At 59.1% G+C, this 19981-nt stretch carries 17 protein-coding genes, 1 tRNA gene and 1 pseudogene; 15 read left to right on the forward strand and 4 right to left on the reverse strand.

Features of this window, described 5'->3' with window-relative positions:
* The first annotated feature begins 234 nt into the window (after positions 1-234).
* Entirely contained in the window at positions 235-1740 is a 1506-nt protein-coding gene (locus ACA051_RS00775) for a YdgA family protein (protein WP_497306874.1), read from the forward strand.
* Between the two features lie 76 nt (positions 1741-1816).
* On the opposite strand, the pseudogene ACA051_RS00780 reads toward ACA051_RS00775, so the two are convergent.
* A pseudogene (locus tag ACA051_RS00780) lies at positions 1817-2309 on the reverse strand (pyridine nucleotide-disulfide oxidoreductase); the annotation flags it as partial.
* 85 nt (positions 2310-2394) lie between these two features.
* On the opposite strand from ACA051_RS00780, the gene ACA051_RS00785 reads away from it, so the two are divergent.
* The 5 genes from ACA051_RS00785 (at position 2395) to ACA051_RS00805 (ending at position 6229) form a co-directional block, all read left to right on the forward strand.
* Positions 2395-2955 (forward strand): YbhB/YbcL family Raf kinase inhibitor-like protein, encoded by a 561-nt coding sequence (locus ACA051_RS00785; protein ID WP_497306876.1) that lies wholly within the window; start codon positions 2395-2397, stop codon positions 2953-2955.
* 89 nt (positions 2956-3044) lie between these two features.
* Positions 3045-4745: a vWA domain-containing protein gene (locus ACA051_RS00790; RefSeq protein ID WP_497373100.1), complete on the forward strand. Its 1701-nt coding sequence runs from the start codon at positions 3045-3047 to the stop codon at positions 4743-4745.
* Between the two features lies 1 nt (position 4746).
* Positions 4747-5313, forward strand: coding sequence for an RNA polymerase sigma factor (locus ACA051_RS00795; RefSeq protein ID WP_497306880.1), 567 nt, complete (start codon positions 4747-4749; stop codon positions 5311-5313).
* Positions 5310-5942, forward strand: coding sequence for a hypothetical protein (locus ACA051_RS00800; protein WP_497373102.1), 633 nt, complete (start codon positions 5310-5312; stop codon positions 5940-5942). The genes ACA051_RS00795 and ACA051_RS00800 overlap by 4 nt, the downstream gene beginning before the upstream one ends.
* Positions 5943-5962: 20 nt before the next feature.
* Positions 5963-6229, forward strand: coding sequence for a hypothetical protein (locus ACA051_RS00805; protein ID WP_462029503.1), 267 nt, complete (start codon positions 5963-5965; stop codon positions 6227-6229).
* Between the two features lie 150 nt (positions 6230-6379).
* Here ACA051_RS00805 and ACA051_RS00810 read toward each other — a convergent pair.
* A tRNA-Arg gene (locus ACA051_RS00810) sits at positions 6380-6456 on the reverse strand.
* Between the two features lie 349 nt (positions 6457-6805).
* Between ACA051_RS00810 and gabD the strand changes: the two genes are divergently transcribed.
* The 3 genes from gabD (at position 6806) to ACA051_RS00825 (ending at position 11064) form a co-directional block, all read left to right on the forward strand.
* On the forward strand, positions 6806-8248 hold the full coding sequence (gabD, locus tag ACA051_RS00815; protein ID WP_010464868.1) for an NADP-dependent succinate-semialdehyde dehydrogenase: 1443 nt from the start codon (positions 6806-6808) through the stop codon (positions 8246-8248).
* Positions 8249-8432: 184 nt separating this feature from the next.
* Positions 8433-9710, forward strand: coding sequence for a 4-aminobutyrate--2-oxoglutarate transaminase (gabT, locus tag ACA051_RS00820; protein ID WP_497306884.1), 1278 nt, complete (start codon positions 8433-8435; stop codon positions 9708-9710).
* Between the two features lie 139 nt (positions 9711-9849).
* Positions 9850-11064, forward strand: a complete 1215-nt coding sequence (locus tag ACA051_RS00825; protein ID WP_497373104.1) for an HDOD domain-containing protein — start codon at positions 9850-9852, stop codon at positions 11062-11064.
* Positions 11065-11135: 71 nt separating this feature from the next.
* On the opposite strand, the gene ACA051_RS00830 is transcribed toward ACA051_RS00825, so the two are convergent.
* Positions 11136-12125 carry a GGDEF domain-containing protein gene (locus ACA051_RS00830; protein WP_497373106.1) on the reverse strand — a complete coding sequence of 330 codons (990 nt, stop codon included), beginning with the start codon at positions 12123-12125 and terminating at the stop codon, positions 11136-11138.
* 290 nt (positions 12126-12415) lie between these two features.
* The gene (desA, locus tag ACA051_RS00835; RefSeq protein WP_497373108.1) at positions 12416-13600 is read right to left on the reverse strand and encodes a delta-9 fatty acid desaturase DesA; all 1185 of its coding nucleotides are present in this window, start codon (positions 13598-13600) and stop codon (positions 12416-12418) included.
* Positions 13601-13746: 146 nt separating this feature from the next.
* Here desA and dibA point away from each other — a divergent pair, with 146 nt between their 5' ends.
* From dibA to ACA051_RS00865, 6 genes are all read left to right on the forward strand, one after another.
* Positions 13747-15666, forward strand: coding sequence for a phosphodiesterase DibA (gene dibA, locus ACA051_RS00840; RefSeq protein ID WP_497306889.1), 1920 nt, complete (start codon positions 13747-13749; stop codon positions 15664-15666).
* Positions 15667-15813: 147 nt separating this feature from the next.
* A complete protein-coding gene (oscA, locus tag ACA051_RS00845; RefSeq protein ID WP_007945260.1) occupies positions 15814-15996 on the forward strand; it encodes a sulfur starvation response protein OscA in 183 nt (60 codons plus the stop codon).
* 71 nt (positions 15997-16067) lie between these two features.
* Positions 16068-17081, forward strand: coding sequence for a sulfate ABC transporter substrate-binding protein (locus tag ACA051_RS00850; RefSeq protein ID WP_497306891.1), 1014 nt, complete (start codon positions 16068-16070; stop codon positions 17079-17081).
* A 175-nt stretch (positions 17082-17256) separates the two neighbouring features.
* Positions 17257-18075 (forward strand): sulfate ABC transporter permease subunit CysT, encoded by an 819-nt coding sequence (cysT, locus tag ACA051_RS00855; RefSeq protein WP_007899634.1) that lies wholly within the window; start codon positions 17257-17259, stop codon positions 18073-18075.
* A 12-nt stretch (positions 18076-18087) separates the two neighbouring features.
* Positions 18088-18957 (forward strand): sulfate ABC transporter permease subunit CysW, encoded by an 870-nt coding sequence (gene cysW, locus ACA051_RS00860; protein ID WP_150702616.1) that lies wholly within the window; start codon positions 18088-18090, stop codon positions 18955-18957.
* Between the two features lie 3 nt (positions 18958-18960).
* Positions 18961-19950, forward strand: coding sequence for a sulfate/molybdate ABC transporter ATP-binding protein (locus ACA051_RS00865; protein ID WP_497306893.1), 990 nt, complete (start codon positions 18961-18963; stop codon positions 19948-19950).
* The last annotated feature ends 31 nt before the right edge of the window (positions 19951-19981 follow it).

The raw sequence follows: 19981 nt of genomic DNA on the forward strand, positions 1-19981 counted from the left end.
GGATCATGGGATACCTGTAGGAGCGAGGCTTGCCCGCGAAGGCGATTTCATGCCCGCCGAAACTCTCGCCCCGTGTGTGCGGTCCATAGACACTCTTTAACCTTTAAACATTGGGCCTCCCAGTGCGCCTGATGCTAATCTCCCTCGCACTTTCAGCGCAGTCGCGACCGCAACCCGCCATGGGTTCAGGGAAGACGACCACATTTTCAACAACGGACATTGATCGGGTAATTCATGAATAAATCAGCAGGCGTGCTTCTTGGAATCGTCGTTGCCATCGGTGCAATCAGTGCCGGTGGTGCCTGGTATACCGGCACCAAAATCGAAGGTGTGCTGAACACCTCGATCGCCGATGCCAACAAAGAGCTGAACGCCGCGCTGGTGGGTTCCAACGGTACGGCCTCGCTGGAACTGGTCTCGCTGGAGCGCCATGTGTTCAGCAGCACCGCGCACTACCGACTCAAGGGCGAAGGCGAAATGTTTGGCGAAGCGCCGGTCGAGTTGCTGTTCGTCGACCGCCTCGAACACGGCCCGCTGCCGTTCTCGCGTCTGGTTTCGCTGAAATGGCTGCCGGTCCTGGCCACCAGTCATTACGAACTGGAAAGAACCCCGACGACGGAAAAATGGTTTGCCGCCGCCAAGGACCAGTCGCCGCTCAAGGGCCTGGTCAACATCGGTTACGACAATTCCACCAACGGCACCCTTGAATTGCTGCCGCTGGACGTAGCTCTGGATGACAAGTCCAACCTGAAATTCTCCGGTCTGAACCTCGACGTTGCCGCCAGCGCCCAAGCCCAAAAGATCAAGGCCAACGGCTACATGGACAGCCTGACGTTGACCTCGGTGGCTGAAGACCAGACGCCGGTGAAGGTCGAGCTGAAAGGCCTGACCGTGGCCAGCAACCTGACCAAAAGCCCCTTCGGCTATTACATCGGCGACAACACCCTTGAGCTGACCGACAGCAAAACTACCTTCGGCGCCAAGCAATCGATTCTGGGTTTCAAGAAATTTGAAATGAAAAACCTGACCGAGGAAACGGGCACCAATGGTTCGGGGCGTGCGGATTACAAGGTTGGCGAAGTGTCGTTGAATGGCAAGGCTGTCGGCTCTGCGCAGATGGCCATGAGCCTGAAAAACCTCGATATGCCGGCGGCCATGGCCTTGATGCAGATCTACCAGACCAAACTGCAGCCTTACGAAAAGGCTGCCGCTGAGGCCGCTGCCGCCGGTGAACCAGCCCCGGAACTGGTCTTGACCCCGGAAGAAGAGGCGCAGGTCAAAACCGGCCTGGAAAAACTGCTCGCCGCTGGCCCGCAGGTGGCCCTGGAGAATCTGTCGTTCAAATCCACCAACGGTGAAAGCCGCGCCAACCTGGTGCTCAACCTGACCAAGCCGAAGTCCATGGACCTGCCGCCAGACCAACTGACCCAACAGCTGATTGCGCTGCTGGATTTCAATTTGAAAGTGTCCAAGCCAATGCTCGTTGACCTGCTCACCGTGCAATCGGAAATTGATGGTCAGACCGACGCCAAGCTCGTTGCCGATCAGGCGACGGCGACTGCGGACATGTTCAGCAGCATGGCGGTCGGCACGCAGTTGGCCAAACTGGAAGGCAATGACATCGTCAGCAAATTGCACTACGCCAACAATCAGGTTGAGTTCAATGGCCAGAAAATGACCGTTGAAGAATTTGTCGGCTTCGTGATGAGCAAGCTCGGCGGCGCTGGCGAAATCCAGTAAAACCGTAGCTTTCAGCAAAACGCCCGGCCTCTGCCACACGCAGGCGCCGGGCGTTTTGCTGTCGGGGATTTGAGTGCTAATCCACATCCCGAATCAACCACCACTCCTCATCCACCGGCTGCGGTTGTTTCATCCGTTCAGCGAGCATCGCCATTGCCCGCTCTTTATCGCAGGCAACCGCCGCCGCAATCACGCCGTTCTTGCTGAACAAGCCGATAAAGGGTGAACGGTCGGGATTGCCCTTGAACTCAACCTTGTCCCAGTTTCCGGCGTGGCCGAGCAGGTTCGCTGCGGCGATTCGCGCTTTCCCGAACAGCACCAGGTCGGATGGCAAACGTTGACCGTTTTCCAGTTTCACCGCGTCGACCTTGTCCGTGCCTTCGATCTGCGCGGCGTCGCTGTCGCTATGAAACACCACGCCGTTGGCCTGGTTTTGCAGCGCTCAGAATCCGCGTCGCCTGATCCTTGGAGCGCAGCAAAAAGACGTGCGGCAAGTCGGCGCCGGGCAGCTTGATGGGGGAGGGTGTGCCGCCGGTCGCGAGCAACGCAGCGTCATAGGTCATTGACTGCAGCTAATTCCCACTGCCACCGCACGAACGGTACCGCTATAGTTCGCAGGCCAACGAAGGCCCCATCCGCACAAGGTGCTCCGGAATGACCCGATTGACCTCTCTGAACCCTTGGCTGGCGGCCGTTGCAGTCGCCTTTTGCGTGCAATTTCCGGCGCAGGCCCAGGAGCGTTTCACCCTGAATATCCCGGGTGTTACGGATGACCGACTGTTCACCTCGGCCGCCGCCAGCGATGCCCCGGGTTGCGGCGGACACAACGCGTCACCGGCGCTGAACTGGAATGCTGGCCCGGCGGGCACTTTGAGCTATGCCCTTGTCATGCACGATCCCGACGGGCAAAAAGGCCAGGGCGTCGATCACTGGGTGCATTACGGCATCAAAGCCACGACGCATCAGATTGCGGCCGGTGTCGGCGCAAAATCCGCCCTGGAAGGCGTTGGCGGCACTAACAGCAAAGGCACCACCGGTTACATCGGTCCTTGCCCCCCGGTTGGCGACAGTGCGCATCACTACATTATTCAGCTCTACGCCCTGGACCTCGCTCCGGACGCCCTGCCTGCCGGCCTGACGCGTGCGCAGTTGCTGGAGAAAATCAAAGGCCATGTGCTGAAAAACAGCAGCGTGGTACGGCGTTATCACCGCTGAGATTTATTTCTTGGTCGGTTTAACCCGAACCGTAAAAGGGGCTCGTCTCAGAGGATGAATGGATCAATTTCCTCCTGAGGTCAGCCCCCATGTCCCTCCCTCTGCATTTCCTCCGCCCGGCCGCCCAAGGTTTCGCCGTCGGGTTGCTGCTGGCCGTTGCCGGTTGCGGCGTGTCCTCAACACCTGATTTCGCAGCGGTGTCGCCACCGGCCCAAGGTGCAATGAAGACTGAAGCGCTGGTGCGCAGCGAGTCCGTTGCGGCGGATGCCTCGATGGCCAAACGCAGCGTGCGTCCGGCCCCCATAGCGGGCCATGCGCCGGAGGTGGCTGCGCCGGGTTATCGGGATGAGCAGCGCGAGCAATATCAGGCCCTGGCGGATAATCCGATTCACAGCGTGGCCGAAGCGCCGGTCTCGACCTTCAGCGCCGATGTCGACACTGGCGCTTACGCCAATGTCCGGCGTCTGCTGAATGAGGGACGGCTGCCGCCCGAAGGTGCGGTGCGCCTGGAGGAATTGGTCAATTACTTCCCCTACGACTACGCGCTGCCCACCGACGGCTCGCCCTTCGGCGTGACCACGGAACTGGCCCCGTCGCCATGGAATCCGCATACCCGTTTGTTGCGCATCGGCATCAAAGCCTCGGACCGTGCAGTCGCGGAACTGGCCCCGGCCAACCTGGTGTTTCTGGTGGACGTGTCCGGCTCGATGGACCGTCGCGAAGGTTTGCCGCTGGTCAAAAGCACCCTGAAATTGCTGGTCGATCAACTGCGCGAACAGGACCGGGTTTCGTTGGTCGTCTACGCCGGCGATTCGCGTGTGGTTCTTGAGCCAACTTCTGGACGGGAAAAAGCGAAGATTCGGACCGCGATTGATCAATTAACCGCCGGTGGCTCGACGGCAGGCGCCTCGGGCATCGAACTGGCCTATCAGATGGCGCAACAGGCCTTCATCCCCAAAGGCATCAACCGCATCCTGCTGGCCACGGACGGTGACTTCAACGTCGGCATCAGCGACTTCGACAGCCTCAAGCAAATGGCTGTGGATAAACGCAAGACCGGCGTTTCCCTGACCACCTTGGGTTTTGGTGTGGATAACTACAATGAACACCTGATGGAACAACTGGCCGACGCCGGCGATGGCAACTACGCCTACATCGACAACCTGCGCGAGGCGCGCAAAGTGCTGGTGGATCAACTCGGTTCGACCCTCGCGGTGGTGGCGAAGAACGTGAAGCTGCAAGTGGAGTTCAACCCGGCGCAGGTCAGCGAATATCGGTTGCTTGGGTATGAGAACCGAGCGTTGAAGCGTGAGGATTTCAGCAATGACAAAGTCGATGCCGGTGAAATCGGTGCAGGACACACGGTGACGGCGTTGTACGAAATCGTACCCAAGGGCGAGAAAGGCTGGTTGGCGCCGCTGCGGTACGGCAAGGCTGAGTCGGTGGCTTCCGGTACAGTCGGGGAATTGGCGATGCTGCGTGTGCGTTATCAGCTGCCGGAAGGTGGGAAAAGTCGCTTGATCGAAAGACCGATCGCGGGTGGCTCGGAAGGCAAAGCCAGTGACGACCTGAGATTTGTAGCTGCCGTGGCGGCGTTTTCCCAGCAGCTCAAGGATGGACGCTACACCGGTGATTTCAGCCTGAAGGACACCGAAGCATTGGCGCGCGGTGCACGCGGCGACGACCCATTTGGTCTGCGCGCAGAGTTCGTGCAGTTGGTGGAATTAGCACAGAGCCTGCGAACCACCACCGCCTCCAACAGTCAGCCGCACAAAGGAGATTACAACTGACATGTCCGCGCCTGAACCGAGCGACGAATCGCTGCTGGCCCGGTATCGCACAGGCGACGGGCCAGCGTTCGAGATCTTGTACGCCCGTCATCGCCAGGGCCTCTACCGATTCCTCTTCGGTTTGAGCGGCAAGCCCGAACTGGCCGAAGAGGTTTACCAGGACACTTGGCTGAGCCTGATTCGCAGCACCAGTCAGCCACAAGGCCGAGCGAATTTTCGTACATGGCTCTATCAGATTGCCCGCAACCGATTAATCGATCACTGGCGCAAACATGGCATTCACAACCCTTTGCACGACAGCTACGACGAACAGACCCACGCCGTGATTGATGAGGCGACCGATCCCGAGCAACTGCTGAGCCTGAGCCGCGACAGCCAGCGCCTCGAAGCCGCGTTGCAAGACCTGCCCGCCGACCAGCGCGAAGTGTTCCTGCTCCGCGCCCACGGCGATCTCGACCTGCCGCAGATCGCCGCCCTCACCGAAACACCCTTGGAAACCGTCAAGAGTCGCTTGCGCTACGCCCAGCAAAAACTGCGTCGGCTGCTGGCCGAGGAGGTACTGACATGACTGACGCCCGTAAAACACCGGAAGACCCCGTGCTTAAGCATTTCCGTGAACACGCGACCGGCGAACCACCGGCCCATCTGGATGCATTCATCCTGGCCGCCGCACACCGTGAAGCGCCTGCACACAAACCGAACCTGTGGCAACGCTGGGTTCAGGCTTGCCAGAAACCCCGTTGGCAGGTCGCGTTCGCCAGTCTCGTTGGTGTCGCACTGATGCTGGCGCTGGTGCAACGTACTCCCGAGCAAGTGCCCACCTACGATTCCACCCCGGCGCCCAAAACTTCGTCTTTTGCGGCCAAGAAAGAAGCCGCAGAAGCACCTGCATCAGTTGCCCGCTCCCTGGCGGCCCCGACCGGCGCGATGTCCGCGCCCGCGCCTGTCGCGCCAATGGCTGATTTTGCTGCGCCGGCCCAGAGCGAATCGATCAGCGCTGACAGGGCGGAAGAAGCAAAGGTGAGTAAACGCCCAGCTGCGGCCCCGTCGAAGTTTATCGACGATCAATTACGTGAAGTGATTCGCCTGCAAAATGCCGGTCAAACCAAAGCAGCCGACGACCTGATGTCGACCTTGCTCAAGCGCTTTCCCAAGGAAAATCTCACGGCGCGACTCAAGAATCTGCAAAAAAACTGAGGCGCAAAGCGGTCAGCCATTTGGCATCAACCCCCGAAAGCGCGCACTATCGGGCCATAGCCGATGCGTTGGAGGATGCCGTGGCAAAAAAAATCGACCGCATCGCCCAAATGCTCAACTGCCCGGTCAAGGGCGAGGAATTGCGGCGAGCAGTGACGGAGAGTCGTAAGGAGTTTCTTCTGGCGAAGCAGGCAGAAGAGGCGCTGGAGGAAGACGTCCTTGATGAGGAAGAGGTTGAGGACGAAGAGGATGATGAGTACGACGAGTTTGATTGGACGACGGAGTGAAAAAACCGCTTAGGCGGTTTTTTCCGGCGCAGTAGTTCGGTTAAACCGAACAACTGAATCTTTACTCAGCTCCCCCCTTGTTCAGAGCAAACCAGCACCCACAAAAAAGCCCCAGTCCCTAAGGCCTGAGGCTTTCTCGTTTCTACTATATGGTGCACCAGGCGGGATTCGAACCCACGACCACTGCCTTCGGAGGGCAGTACTCTATCCAGCTGAGCTACTGGTGCAAGCGGGCGCCATGATACTCATATGCGTTGCGGGCGTCCATGCTGCTGAATCGATTGCGGTTTTAGCAACCGTAACAACCGTTTGCTACGTTGATCAGAAAAAATAGGCAAATGCGCCGTTTTCGTTCTTTTTTTCGAACGCCCTATTGTCCTTTCCCGGCATTGATCCTAGGATTCGTTCGAGATTTCAAACGCTCTTGTCTGGGTGCTGAACCGCACGAGTTTCGAACAGTGCGCTATTTATGTGCTTCAGCCCGGTGAATGATTTCCCTGACGGCAGCCTACAAGGCGCCTTTCTACAATCATAATTCGCTCCGCGCTGGCCGCGGTGCTGTTAAGGAAAGCCGACATGCAGCTTAAAGACACCCAGTTGTTCCGCCAGCAAGCCTTTATCGATGGCGCTTGGGTTGATGCGGACAATGGTCTGACGATCAAGGTCAACAACCCGGCAACGGGCGAGATTCTGGGCACTGTGCCGAAAATGGGCGCTGCCGAAACCCGCCGTGCAATCGAAGCCGCTGACAAAGCGCTGCCGGCCTGGCGTGCACTGACCGCCAAGGACCGCGCGAACAAGCTGCGTCGCTGGTTCGAACTGATCATCGAAAACCAGGACGACCTCGCTCGCCTGATGACCCTGGAACAGGGCAAGCCATTGGCCGAAGCCAAGGGCGAAATCGTTTACGCCGCTTCCTTTATCGAGTGGTTCGCCGAAGAAGCCAAGCGCATCTACGGTGACGTGATTCCGGGCCACCAGCCAGACAAGCGCCTGATCGTGATCAAGCAGCCAATCGGCGTGACCGCTGCCATCACCCCGTGGAACTTCCCGGCCGCGATGATCACACGTAAAGCCGGCCCGGCCCTGGCCGCCGGTTGCACCATGGTGCTCAAGCCTGCGTCGCAAACTCCGTTCTCGGCATTCGCGCTGGCTGAACTGGCCCAGCGTGCCGGCATCCCTGCCGGCGTGTTCAGCGTGGTGACCGGCAGTGCCGGCGACATCGGCAGCGAGCTGACCAGCAACCCGATCGTGCGTAAGTTGTCCTTCACTGGCTCGACCGAAATCGGTCGTCAGCTGATGGCTGAATGCGCCAAGGACATCAAGAAAGTATCCCTGGAGTTGGGTGGCAACGCGCCGTTCATCGTGTTCGACGACGCGGACCTGGATAAGGCCGTCGAAGGCGCGATCATTTCCAAGTACCGCAACAACGGCCAGACCTGCGTCTGCGCCAACCGTCTGTATATTCAGGATTCGGTCTACGACGCGTTTGCCGAGAAGCTGAAAGTGGCCGTGGCCAAACTCAAGATCGGTAACGGTCTGGAAGAAGGCACCACCACAGGCCCGCTGATCGACGAAAAAGCCGTGGCCAAGGTTCAAGAGCACATTGCTGACGCGATCAGCAAAGGCGCGACCGTTCTGGCGGGTGGCAAGGTCATGGAAGGTAACTTCTTCGAGCCGACCATCCTGACCAACGTGCCGAAGAACGCTGCCGTGGCCAAGGAAGAAACCTTCGGTCCATTGGCGCCGCTGTTCCGCTTCAAAGACGAAGCCGAAGTGATCGCGATGTCCAACGACACCGAATTCGGTCTGGCTTCCTACTTCTATGCCCGCGACCTGGGTCGTGTGTTCCGTGTGGCAGAAGCCCTGGAATACGGCATGGTCGGCGTAAACACCGGGTTGATCTCCAACGAAGTCGCGCCGTTTGGCGGCATCAAGGCGTCGGGCCTGGGCCGTGAAGGCTCCAAGTACGGCATCGAAGATTACCTGGAAATCAAATACCTCTGCCTGGGCATCTAAGCTCGGGCCAGGCATTGCTTCAAGCGGAAAGGGCACGAGAGCGCTGTCCCTTTCTGCGCTTCAAACGGAATTTTCTCTGTGGCCGGGAACGCTGTGGCAGTCGATCATCGCATGCTGCCGTAGTTGCCTCCCCGCCGCATTTTCCTTGAACCACACCGCCCGATGAGCGGTGAATGAGGACTTTATGAGCAAGACTAACGCATCCCTGATGAAACGCCGCGAAGCCGCTGTACCACGCGGTGTTGGCCAGATTCACCCGATCTTCGCCGAGTCCGCGAAGAACGCCACCGTGACCGACGTTGAAGGTCGCGAGTTCATCGACTTCGCTGGCGGTATCGCCGTGCTGAACACCGGTCACCTGCACCCGAAAATCATCGCCGCCGTGACCGCGCAGCTGAACAAGCTGACCCACACCTGCTTCCAGGTGCTGGCCTACGAGCCTTACGTAGAACTGTGCGAAAAAATCAACGCCAAGGTGCCAGGTGATTTCGCCAAGAAAACCCTGCTGGTGACCACCGGTTCCGAAGCCGTTGAAAACGCCGTGAAGATCGCCCGTGCCGCCACTGGCCGTGCCGGCGTGATCGCGTTCACCGGCGCTTACCACGGTCGCACCATGATGACCCTGGGCCTGACCGGTAAAGTCGTGCCTTACTCGGCCGGCATGGGCCTGATGCCAGGCGGCATCTTCCGCGCGCTGTACCCGAACGAACTGCACGGTGTGAGCATCGACGACTCGATCGCCAGCATCGAACGCATCTTCAAGAACGACGCCGAGCCGCGTGACATCGCTGCCATCATCATCGAGCCGGTTCAGGGCGAAGGCGGTTTCTACGTCGCGCCTAAAGAGTTCATGAAGCGTCTGCGTGCCTTGTGCGACCAGCACGGCATCCTGCTGATCGCTGACGAAGTGCAAACCGGCGCTGGCCGTACCGGCACGTTCTTCGCCATGGAACAGATGGGCGTTTCTGCCGACCTGACCACTTTCGCCAAATCCATCGCTGGCGGCTTCCCATTGGCCGGTGTGTGCGGCAAGGCCGAATACATGGACGCCATTGCTCCAGGCGGCCTAGGCGGCACCTACGCCGGTAGCCCGATTGCTTGCGCCGCGGCCCTGGCCGTGATGGAAGTGTTCGAAGAAGAGCACCTGCTGGACCGTTGCAAGGCAGTCGGTGAGCGTCTGGTGACTGGTCTCAAGGCCATCCAGGCCAAATACCCGGTGATCGGTGAAGTCCGTGCCCTGGGCGCGATGATCGCGGTCGAGCTGTTCGTCGACGGTGACAGCCACAAGCCGAACGCTGCCGCGGTGGCATCGGTGGTGGCCAAGGCTCGCGACAAGGGTCTGATCCTGCTGTCGTGCGGCACTTACGGCAACGTTCTGCGCGTCCTGGTACCGCTGACCTCGCCGGATGAGCAATTGGACAAAGGTCTGGCAATCATCGAAGAGTGCTTCTCGGAACTCTGATCTAAAATGCTCACCATGAGTGTGTGAGCTGATCGACAAAAAACCCGCTTCGGCGGGTTTTTTTGTCCCTGAGACAAACTGCACCGTCCCGAATGACCAGCATTGACTAAGGTACAAGCATCGCAAAGGGAGTATGCAGATGACCGCTGTGGTTTTACTTGGTGTACCGCGTGTGTTGGTTGCCGAGGCTGACCCTTGGTCTCGTGACCTAATCAAACAAGTGTTGTTGAGCGTGCGCTGTGACGCACGACTTGATCTGTGTGCCGACGGTCAGGAAGCGTTGCGGCTGTTGGCGGAAAATCCTTACGACTTGGTGATCGTCGACTGGGAGCTGCCTGGCGTCGATGGCTTGAATGTCTTGCGCAACGTCCGGCAACGCAAACGCAATCCGCCGCTGCCTTTCATCCTGATGAGCAGCCGCAACGACAGCGCCAGTGTGCGCGAAGCCTTGCCCCTGGCGCCCACGGCGTACCTGACCAAACCCCTGAACATGGAAAGCCTGACCCAGCGTCTGCAGGATCTGCTGCTGAACGCCGGTGAAGAGGTTTTCTGTGAAATGCCGACGCTGGCGGCTGGCATGACCTTGTCGGTGTATCTGGAGCGCCGTCGCGAACTGGCGGAGGGTGCGCCGCTGATGGCCGATGTGCAGGTGGCGGTCAAAGCCAGCCTGAATACCCGCGGTCTTGATCTGGTGCGGCTGGAAGAGGAAATCCGCACCGACCCGCACATCACCGCAGTGCTGATCGCGGCGTCTAACAGCGCAGCGCTGCACGTTGGCGATGCGGTCCAGACCTTGTCTCAGGCGCTGCGCCGCTTGGGCTCCGCGCAAAGCATGAACCTGATCCTGGGGTTGGCGCTCAAGCGCAGTGCCCGGCTCAGTGATCCGTTCCTGGCGGACTATGCCGAGCGTTTCTGGGACTTGTCGCTGCACACCGCCGAATATGCCCGCACGCTGGCGCGGTTGCTGGATCTGGATCAGGAGCGCTGTTATTGCGCGGGCATGCTGCATTGCCTCGGCGACCTTGCGTTGCTGATGTGTTTGCAGGAATGGAAGCAGGCCGGTGGCGAGCTGGATGAACGGGAGGAGGTAGGCAATGCCTTGGCCGAATTCGGCGCAGGCTACGGTTCGGCGTTGCGAGCCCGCTGGCGGCTGCCGCTGGAGTTGCGAGAGCTGATCGCAGCGGCCTACCAGCTCGGTGGCGGCGTTTACTCGCGCGAAGCGCTAGTGATGAACATGGCCGCGCAACTGGCGCGTCTGACCGAGCATGAGGGCATTGAGGAATTGGCGAAGAGCCGGACGGCGCGGTTGCTCAAGATCGGCTTGCCAGAATTGATGCGTTTGCGCAAAAAGTAAACTTCACACAAAACCTGTGGGAGCGAGCCTGCTCGCTCCCACAGGGGTTATGTGTTGGATTTTGGGTTGGGTCAGCCGGAAATGATGCGGTTCTTACCCTGGCGCTTGGCTTCATACATCGAGGCATCGGCGCGGGCGAACACGCTGTCGAGGGAATCGTCCTCCGCCGTCAGGCTGGTCAAGCCCTGGCTGACAGTGATGCCGAACGTCTGGTCGTCATGGCTGAAGCTCAATTGCTGAATTTGCCGTTGCAGGCGTTCGGCGACTTGCATGGCCATATCGGGTGAGCAGCCGGGGAACACCGCTGCGAATTCCTCACCTCCGATCCGCCCGAACACATCTCCCCGGCGTAATGCGGCACGACCGCTCTCGGCGATTCGTTGCAGTACGTTGTCGCCAGCTTGATGACCGTAGGTGTCGTTGACCATTTTGAAATCATCGATGTCCAGCAACAGGAAGGCCATTGGTGCGCCTTGCTTGCGCGCCTGGGCAAACTCGCGCTGGGCGCATTCGAAGAAGTGTCGGCGATTGCTGCTTTGCGTCAGCACGTCGGTGGTCGCCAGGCGCTGCAGCTCGGCCTCCATCCGTTTCTTTTCAGTGATGTCTTCGGCGATGCCGACGATGATCACCGGTTGGCCCGGCTCGGCTTGGCGGTTGATGAAGCATTTGTCGCTGAGCCAGCGCACTTGGCCGTCGGCGGCGATGATGCGGTATTCGCGGTCTTCAACGGCGCCTTTGACCAGGACTTCGGCGAGGCTGCGCTCGGCGTAGTCCAGGTCATCGGGGTAAATGCTGTCGCGCCATTCGTTGTAATCGGACAGCAAACTGCCGGCGGAGCGACCGAAAATCCGTTCATAGGCCGGACTGACGTAGAGCACCTGACGGGTCTCCCAGTTGAAGGCCCAAAGCACCGCGTTGACGCTCACCAGCAGGGAGCTGAACAGCTGTTCGCGTTCGCTCAGGCGCGCGACTTCGCTCTGGGCGTGCATCAGCGCCATCAGGGTTTGAGCAGTGTCGGGCGATTGAGCGAAGGATGCGTCTTGCAGGTTTTTTGGGACCATCGGGACAACTCTCAAAGGGCGTGCGCCGCTCGAGGTTCGAAAGCGGCAACAGCGAAGCCCGCCGGGGTATGGCGAAGTGTCTTTGAGATAGGGGATTCGGAGATTGGTTCCCGCTCTAGGTGGCGAGGGGGCTTGCTCCTGCCGGGCGGTACAGGTGACGCGTTCAGTCAGTTGAAACGCGTCGCCGGTTTTGCGGTTGCTTCGCAACCGAACGGGGATAAATCCCCTCGCCACAGGCAAGCCACCTTCACAGGCATGCCTCTTTCCAGAGGCAAGCTTGTGACGCCAGGTCAGGCAGCGGCAGGGCGCAGGGAGTAGGTTTTCAGCTGGTCAGCGAAGTCGCGCAGGGATTGAATCCCGCTGGCTTCCGCTTCGTGAACCCAATCCTTGATGGCGGCCAGCATGTCGTGACCATTTGAGCTGGTCTTGACCCAGATCTGCTGCAAGGCCAGGCGTTTCTCGTAAATTACCTTCAGCGCCTGGCTGTGCTCGAGCATGGTCTGGATGCGCACGTGGTGTTTTTCGTCAAGCAGGCTGGTTTCCCGCGAAAGCAGGCGTTTGGCGCGGTGGAACTGGTGACGGACCGAATGATCGACCTTTTCCAGTTCTTGCTTGACCAGGGGCGCGATCACCAATTTTCGGTATTGGGCCATGATCTGGAAGCGGTTGTTGAGGATCGCCATGGCGGTGTCCATGTCCAGGTTGCCTTTGCCTTCGACGCGGTGGGCGATCGGCGCAACGCGCTGGACCTTGGCCAGACGGAAGAAACTGAAGACCTGGATCCAGGCCCAACCGAGGTCGAACTCCCGCTTCTTCACCGACAGTTTTGCCGAGTTAGGGTAGGTGTGATGGTTGTTATGCAGTTCTTCGCCGCCGATCAGGATGCCCCAAGGCACCAGGTTGGTCGCTGCATCGCGGCATTCGAAGTTGCGGTAACCGATGGCATGACCCAGGCCATTGACCACGCCGGCGGCCCACACCGGGATCCACATCATCTGGATGGCCCAGATGGTAATGCCGATGGTGCCGAACAGCAGCAGGTCGATGACGCCCATGATCGCCACACCCAGCAGCGGGAAGCGGCTGTAGAGGTTGCGCTCGATCCAGTCTTCAGGGCAGTTCTTGCCGTAGATGCGCAGGGTTTCCGGGTTTTCCGCTTCGGCGCGGTACAGCTCGGCACCTTTGCGCAGAACGGTGGACAGGCCCTTGATGACCGGACTGTGCGGGTCATCGACGGTTTCGCATTTGGCGTGATGCTTGCGGTGGATAGCGGTCCACTCACGGGTGTTCTGCGCCGTGGTCAACCACAGCCAGAAGCGGAAGAAATGTTTCAGGCCAGCATTGAGCTCAAGCGAGCGATGGGCTGAATAACGGTGCAGATAGACCGTGACGCCGATGATCGTCACGTGGGTCATCAGCAGGGTGACTGCCACCAGTGACCAGGGCGACAAGCCGAGAATACCTTCGTACCACATAGGCTATAGGGCCCTCGATAAAGAAAAAAACAGCCGTTGCATTATCACTAAGCCCACAGATAAAACCAGTCACCCTTTCAGATAAGAGTGGCTGGATGTTTCTTTAACTTATAATCCCATACTTTTCGCAGGGACAAGGACGACTAATGTCTGCCACCTATCGCGACGCTTTGCGTGCAGCGCTGCTTTATCTGTTGCTTTCCATCGTCTGGCTGCAGCTTAGTGGCTATTTATTGAACAGCTTATTCGATAGCTCCGACGAACTGGTGCGGTGGCAACTGATCAACGGCTATGCCTGGATTCTGCTGAGCACCGGGTTGATTTTCATCGCCCGAGCGCGATTGTTCCGTTGCCTGGGGATTGGCAACACATTGCGTGAGGGTCATGACGACCGCGAGCGTTTGCGTCAGGCGGCTGCGGTGTTCGATTGCACGCGTGAAGGTGTGCTGGTCACCGATAGCAATGGGTTGATCGTCCACGTTAACCGGGCGTTCATGGAAATCACCGGTTACTCGCAGGCGGAAGTGCTGGGGCAGCGACCGAATATGTTCAAGTCGGGCCATCACCCCGCGGATTTTTATCAGGCGATGTTCGCGACACTCAACAGCATCGGCGAGTGGAGCGGGGAGATCTGGAACCGCCGAAAAAGCGGCGAGATCTACCCGCAATGGCAGACGATCCGCGTCATCCACGACGATCGGGGCCAGCTCAGCCACTACGTTGCCGTGTTTTCCGACATCAGCGCAATCAAGAACTCCGAACATGATCTCAAGCATCTGGCCCATCACGACCCGTTGACGGACCTGCCTAACCGCTTGCTGTTCACCGACCGGACGGAGCAGGCACTGACTTCGGCGCACCTCCACAAGCGTGGCTGTGCGTTACTGATGATCGATCTTGATCATTTCAAGATGATCAACGACAGCCTCGGGCACACCATCGGTGACGCACTGCTCAAAGCCGTGGCCGAGCGTTTGCAGGCCATGTTCGGCCCGGAGCTCACGCTGGCTCGACTGGGTGGCGATGAGTTCGCGGTGCTCGCCGAAAGCTGTCCGCAGTTGATGCAGGCGGCGGCGCTGGCGCAGCGGATCATTGATGCTCTCAAAGAGCCTTTCCTGATCGGCGGGCATCATCTGTTCATCAATACCAGCATCGGTATCAGCCTGTTTCCCGGCGATGCCTTGAGTGCCGAACAGCTATTGCGTAACGCTGACTCGGCGCTGTTCAAGGCCAAAAGCACCGGTCGCGATGGCTACGCCCTGTATACCGAAGAACTGACAGCCCATGCCCAGAATCGGGTCGAGACGGCTGTTGAACTGCGCCGAGCGCTGGAACAGCAGGAGCTGCGCGTTTATTACCAGCCGGTTCACGACCTCAGGACCCGTCGCCTGGTGGGCGCCGAGGCGCTGGTGCGCTGGGAGCATCCGCAACGTGGGATGGTGTCGCCGGCAGAATTCATTCCCATCGCCGAACGCACCGGATTGATCGCGCAAATCGATGCCTGGGTGATGCGCCAGGCTTGTCAGCAAATGTGCTCGTGGCAGCAGACCGGGGTGGCGTTGTCGTTTATCGCGGTGAACGTCTCGTCTCGACTGTTCGCTCGCCGTGAGCTCTTTCAGCAAGTGGCGAAAGTGCTTCACGAAACCGGGCTCGATCCAGCGTTTCTGGAGCTGGAAGTCACCGAGAGCGCGGTAATGGAAGACCCGGAAGTGGCCTTGGAGCAGATGCATCGACTGCGCGAGTTGGGTGTACGGCTGGCCATCGATGATTTCGGCACGGGTTATTCGTCGCTGCTGCGACTCAAGCGTTTTCCAGTGCAGAAGCTCAAGATCGATCAGGGCTTTGTCGCAGGATTGCCGTGGGATGAGGATGACGCGGCGATCGTGCGGGTGATTATCGCGCTGGCGCAAAGCATGGGGATGCAGGTGCACGCCGAAGGGATCGAGCAGGTCGAGCAGGCGTGTTTCCTGCTCGAACACGACTGCGATCTGGGGCAAGGCTACTGGTTTGGGCGACCGGGCCCTGCCGAGCAATTGGAATGGAAGCACACGCCGGAAATTCGCTAAGCCCGCGCCCCGTCAAATAATTTTATTTGGTTATATAAACATTCTTAAATAGTCTTTTTAAGAATATCTAGGCGTCTCTACTATTGCTCCCACGCCACAAGCAGTGCCGCCACTGCCAGGCAACCTCTCAGTTGAAGGAGCAGCACCATGAGCGCATCCCTACGTAGCGTTGACGGTCAAGACGAAGCCACCATCTTGCGTGAGATCCAGAGCGCACTGCGCGACCTGCGTTTTGGCGCAGTCGAAATTACTGTGCACAACGCCCAAGTGGTCCAGATCGAGCGCAAAGAAAAATTCCGTTTGCAGAACCCGAGCAACAAACCGAGCTAACAAACCGGCAACCCGCATCCAGCACACCTAAAAAAAAAGCCAATACACCAAGAATTCCAGGAGCTTTCACCATGTCGTCGATTCGTCATTTCGCTTTGGCCGCCCTGGCCAGTGCCCTTTTTGCTGGTTCCGCGGTTGCCAAGGATTATGAGTTGCTCAACGTGTCGTATGACCCGACTCGCGAGCTGTATCAGGATTACAACGCCGAGTTCGTCAACTTCTGGAAGAAGGACCACGCTGGCGATAACGTGAAAATCCAGCAGTCCCACGGTGGTTCCGGCAAACAAGGCCGGGCCGTGATCGACGGTCTGCGCGCCGACGTGGTGACCCTGGCCCTGGCCGGTGACATCGACGAAATCGCCAAACTCGGCAAGACCCTGCCGGCCGACTGGCAGAAGCGTCTGCCGGAGGCGAGCACCCCTTACACCTCGACCATCGTGTTCCTGGTACGCAAGGGCAACCCTAAAGGCATCAAGGACTGGGGCGACCTGGTCAAGAATGACGTGTCGGTCATCACTCCAAACCCGAAAACCTCCGGCGGTGCGCGCTGGAACTTCCTCGCGGCCTGGGCCTACGGCCTGAAAGCCAACGGCGGTGACGAAGCCAAGGCTAAAGAGTACGTGCAGACCTTGTTCAAGCACGTTCCGGTTCTGGACACCGGTGCTCGCGGTTCGACCATCACCTTCGTGAACAATGGTCAGGGCGACGTGTTGCTGGCCTGGGAAAACGAAGCCTTCCTGGCGCTGAAAGAAGACGGCGGCGCCGACAAGTTCGAAATCGTCGTGCCTTCGCTGTCGATCCTCGCCGAACCACCGGTAGCAGTGGTCGACAAGAACGCCGAGAAAAAGGGCAACACCGAGATCGCCGAGGCGTACCTCAAGCACCTGTACAGCCCGGCCGGCCAGGAAATTGCGGCGAAAAACTTCTATCGTCCACGTGACAAGGATGTGGCCGCCAAGTACAGCAAGCAGTTCCCGACCCTGGACCTGGTGACCATCGACAAGGACTTCGGCGGCTGGAAAAGCGCTCAACCGAAATTCTTCAATGATGGCGGTGTGTTCGACCAGATCTATCAGGCGCAGTAACCTGACTTAAGCCACACCACGAGCCTTATGCTTGGGCGCGTATTTTGTGGGAGCGGGCTTGCTCGCGAAGGCGGTGTGTCAGACGACGAAAATGTTGACTGATACTCCCTCTTCGCGAGCAAGCCCGCTCCCACATTGATGCGTTTAGCGGATAGCTTTTTAACCAAGGACTTTTATGTCGCGTCGTATTTCCCCCGTCATACCCGGCTTCGGGCTGACGCTGGGCTACACCTTGGTGTACCTCAGCCTGATTGTGCTCATTCCATTGGCGGCAATGTTCGTGCATGCCGCCCAACTCACCTGGGATCAGTTCTGGGCGATTATCTCGGCGCCACGGGTGCTGGCGGCGTTGAAGCTGAGCTTCGGCACCGCGCTCTATGCCGCGATCATCAACGGCATCATTGGCACGCTGCTGGCCTGGGTGCTGGTGCGCTATACCTTCCCTGGACGCAAAGTCATCGATGCGATGATCGATCTGCCGTTCGCATTGCCCACTGCCGTGGCCGGTATCGCGCTGACTGCGCTATACGCGCCCAATGGTTGGGTGGGTCAGTTTGCAGCGGACCTGGGTTTCAAGATCGCGTATACCCCCCTCGGCATCACCCTTGCCCTCACTTTTGTGACGCTCCCATTCGTAGTACGTACCGTACAGCCAGTATTGGCTGATATCCCGCGTGAAGTGGAAGAAGCGGCGGCGTGCCTGGGCGCAAAACCGCTGCAGGTTTTCCGCCATATTCTGGTGCCCGCGCTGCTGCCAGCCTGGCTGACCGGTTTCGCGTTGGCCTTTGCCCGTGGGGTCGGCGAGTACGGTTCAGTGATTTTCATCGCCGGCAACATGCCGATGAAAACCGAGATCCTGCCGCTGCTGATCATGGTCAAACTCGACCAGTACGATTACACCGGCGCCACGTCCATTGGTGTACTGATGCTGGTGGTTTCCTTCGTCCTGTTGCTGCTGATCAACTTGCTGCAGCGGCGCATCGAAACCCCATAAGGAGGCGCATAAATGTCCCAATCGTCTATTGCTGCTGCTTCCTCGAACGCCGCCCGCCGTGGCAGTGCTTCATCGCGGCGAATCCTGATCGGCCTTGGCTGGCTGGTGTTCGCCCTGTTCCTGTTGCTGCCGCTGGTGATCGTGGTGTCTCAGGGCCTCAAGCTCGGAATCGGTGCGTTCTTCACCGCGATCTTCGAACCCGACGCTTTGTCGGCCCTGAAACTCACGGTGATCGCCGTGCTGATTTCAGTGCCGCTGAACCTGGTGTTCGGTGTCAGCGCTGCATGGTGCGTGAGCAAATACTCGTTCCGTGGCAAAAGTATGTTGGTCACGCTGATCGACCTGCCGTTCTCGGTGTCGCCGGTCATCGCCGGCCTGGTCTACGTGCTGATGTTTGGCGCCCAGGGCCTGTTCGGGCCGTGGTTGCAGGATCACGACATCCAGATCGTCTTCGCCTTGCCGGGCATCGTGCTGGCGACGATCTTCGTCACCGTGCCGTTCGTGGCCCGCGAGCTGATCCCGCTGATGCAGGAACAAGGCACCCAGGAAGAAGAGGCCGCGCGCTTGCTCGGGGCCAATGGCTGGCAGATGTTCTGGCACGTCACCGTTCCCAATATCAAGTGGGGCCTGATCTACGGCGTGGTGCTGTGTACCGCGCGGGCGATGGGTGAGTTCGGTGCAGTGTCGGTGGTTTCCGGGCACATTCGCGGGGTGACCAACACCCTTCCGCTGCACGTCGAGATCCTCTACAACGAATACAACCACGTGGCCGCGTTCGCTGTGGCGAGCCTGTTGCTGATCATGGCGCTCTTCATCCTGCTGCTGAAGCAGTGGAGCGAAAACCGTATTAACCGCCTGCGCGCCAGCGCCGCGGAGGAATAATTCATGTCGATCGAAGTGCGTAACGTCAGCAAGAATTTCAACGCGTTCAAGGCGCTGGACAACATCAGCCTGGACATTCAAAGCGGCGAACTCGTGGCCCTGCTCGGCCCGTCGGGTTGCGGCAAGACCACGCTGCTGCGGATCATCGCCGGTCTGGAAACGCCCGATAAGGGCAACATCGTCTTCCACGGTGAAGACGTGTCCGGCCATGACGTGCGTGATCGCAACGTCGGTTTCGTGTTCCAGCACTACGCGTTGTTCCGCCACATGACCGTGTTCGATAACGTCGCGTTCGGCCTGCGCATGAAACCGAAAAACCAGCGCCCGAGCGAAAGCCAGATCGCGGTGAAAGTCCACGAACTGCTGAACATGGTGCAACTGGATTGGTTGTCGGATCGCTACCCGGAACAACTCTCCGGCGGCCAGCGCCAGCGTATTGCGTTGGCCCGTGCCCTGGCGGTCGAGCCGAAAGTCCTGCTGCTCGACGAACCGTTCGGGGCGCTCGACGCCAAGGTCCGCAAAGAGCTGCGTCGCTGGCTCGCACGGCTGCACGAAGACATCAACCTGACCTCGGTATTCGTGACCCACGACCAGGAAGAAGCCATGGAAGTCGCCGACCGTATCGTGGTGATGAATAAAGGCGTGATCGAACAGATCGGCTCACCGGGCGACGTTTACGAGAACCCGGCCAGCGATTTCGTTTATCACTTCCTCGGTGATTCGAACCGTCTGCATCTGGGTGAAGACAAACACGTGCTGTTCCGCCCGCACGAAGTGTCGTTGTCGCGGCATGAACTGGAAGACCACCACGCGGCGGAAGTGCGGGATATCCGTCCGTTGGGCGCGACGACTCGGGTGACGTTGAAGGTCGAAGGCCAGAGCGAGTTGATCGAAGCTGAAGTGGTGAAGGATCACGACAGCCTGATCGGCCTGGCGAAGGGCGAGACATTGTTCTTCAAGCCGAAGGTCTGGCAGAAACTCGCTAGCCTTTGAGATCAAAAGCTTCGCGGGCAAGCCTCGCTCC

The organism is Pseudomonas sp. LBUM1669, assembly GCF_059695705.1.

What these genes read in the sequence shown, in the direction of transcription:
- ACA051_RS00775 (WP_497306874.1), top strand. Translation starts at nt 235, where the DNA reads ATGAATAAATCAGCAGGCGTGCTTCTTGGAATCGTCGTTGCCATCGGT.
- ACA051_RS00785 (WP_497306876.1), top strand. Translation starts at nt 2,395, where the DNA reads ATGACCCGATTGACCTCTCTGAACCCTTGGCTGGCGGCCGTTGCAGTC.
- ACA051_RS00790 (WP_497373100.1), top strand. Translation starts at nt 3,045, where the DNA reads ATGTCCCTCCCTCTGCATTTCCTCCGCCCGGCCGCCCAAGGTTTCGCC.
- ACA051_RS00795 (WP_497306880.1), top strand. Translation starts at nt 4,747, where the DNA reads ATGTCCGCGCCTGAACCGAGCGACGAATCGCTGCTGGCCCGGTATCGC.
- ACA051_RS00800 (WP_497373102.1), top strand. Translation starts at nt 5,310, where the DNA reads ATGACTGACGCCCGTAAAACACCGGAAGACCCCGTGCTTAAGCATTTC.
- gabD (WP_010464868.1), top strand. Translation starts at nt 6,806, where the DNA reads ATGCAGCTTAAAGACACCCAGTTGTTCCGCCAGCAAGCCTTTATCGAT.
- gabT (WP_497306884.1), top strand. Translation starts at nt 8,433, where the DNA reads ATGAGCAAGACTAACGCATCCCTGATGAAACGCCGCGAAGCCGCTGTA.
- ACA051_RS00825 (WP_497373104.1), top strand. Translation starts at nt 9,850, where the DNA reads ATGACCGCTGTGGTTTTACTTGGTGTACCGCGTGTGTTGGTTGCCGAG.
- ACA051_RS00830 (WP_497373106.1), bottom strand. Translation starts at nt 12,125, where the DNA reads ATGGTCCCAAAAAACCTGCAAGACGCATCCTTCGCTCAATCGCCCGAC.
- desA (WP_497373108.1), bottom strand. Translation starts at nt 13,600, where the DNA reads ATGTGGTACGAAGGTATTCTCGGCTTGTCGCCCTGGTCACTGGTGGCA.
- dibA (WP_497306889.1), top strand. Translation starts at nt 13,747, where the DNA reads ATGTCTGCCACCTATCGCGACGCTTTGCGTGCAGCGCTGCTTTATCTG.
- oscA (WP_007945260.1), top strand. Translation starts at nt 15,814, where the DNA reads ATGAGCGCATCCCTACGTAGCGTTGACGGTCAAGACGAAGCCACCATC.
- ACA051_RS00850 (WP_497306891.1), top strand. Translation starts at nt 16,068, where the DNA reads ATGTCGTCGATTCGTCATTTCGCTTTGGCCGCCCTGGCCAGTGCCCTT.
- cysT (WP_007899634.1), top strand. Translation starts at nt 17,257, where the DNA reads ATGTCGCGTCGTATTTCCCCCGTCATACCCGGCTTCGGGCTGACGCTG.
- cysW (WP_150702616.1), top strand. Translation starts at nt 18,088, where the DNA reads ATGTCCCAATCGTCTATTGCTGCTGCTTCCTCGAACGCCGCCCGCCGT.
- ACA051_RS00865 (WP_497306893.1), top strand. Translation starts at nt 18,961, where the DNA reads ATGTCGATCGAAGTGCGTAACGTCAGCAAGAATTTCAACGCGTTCAAG.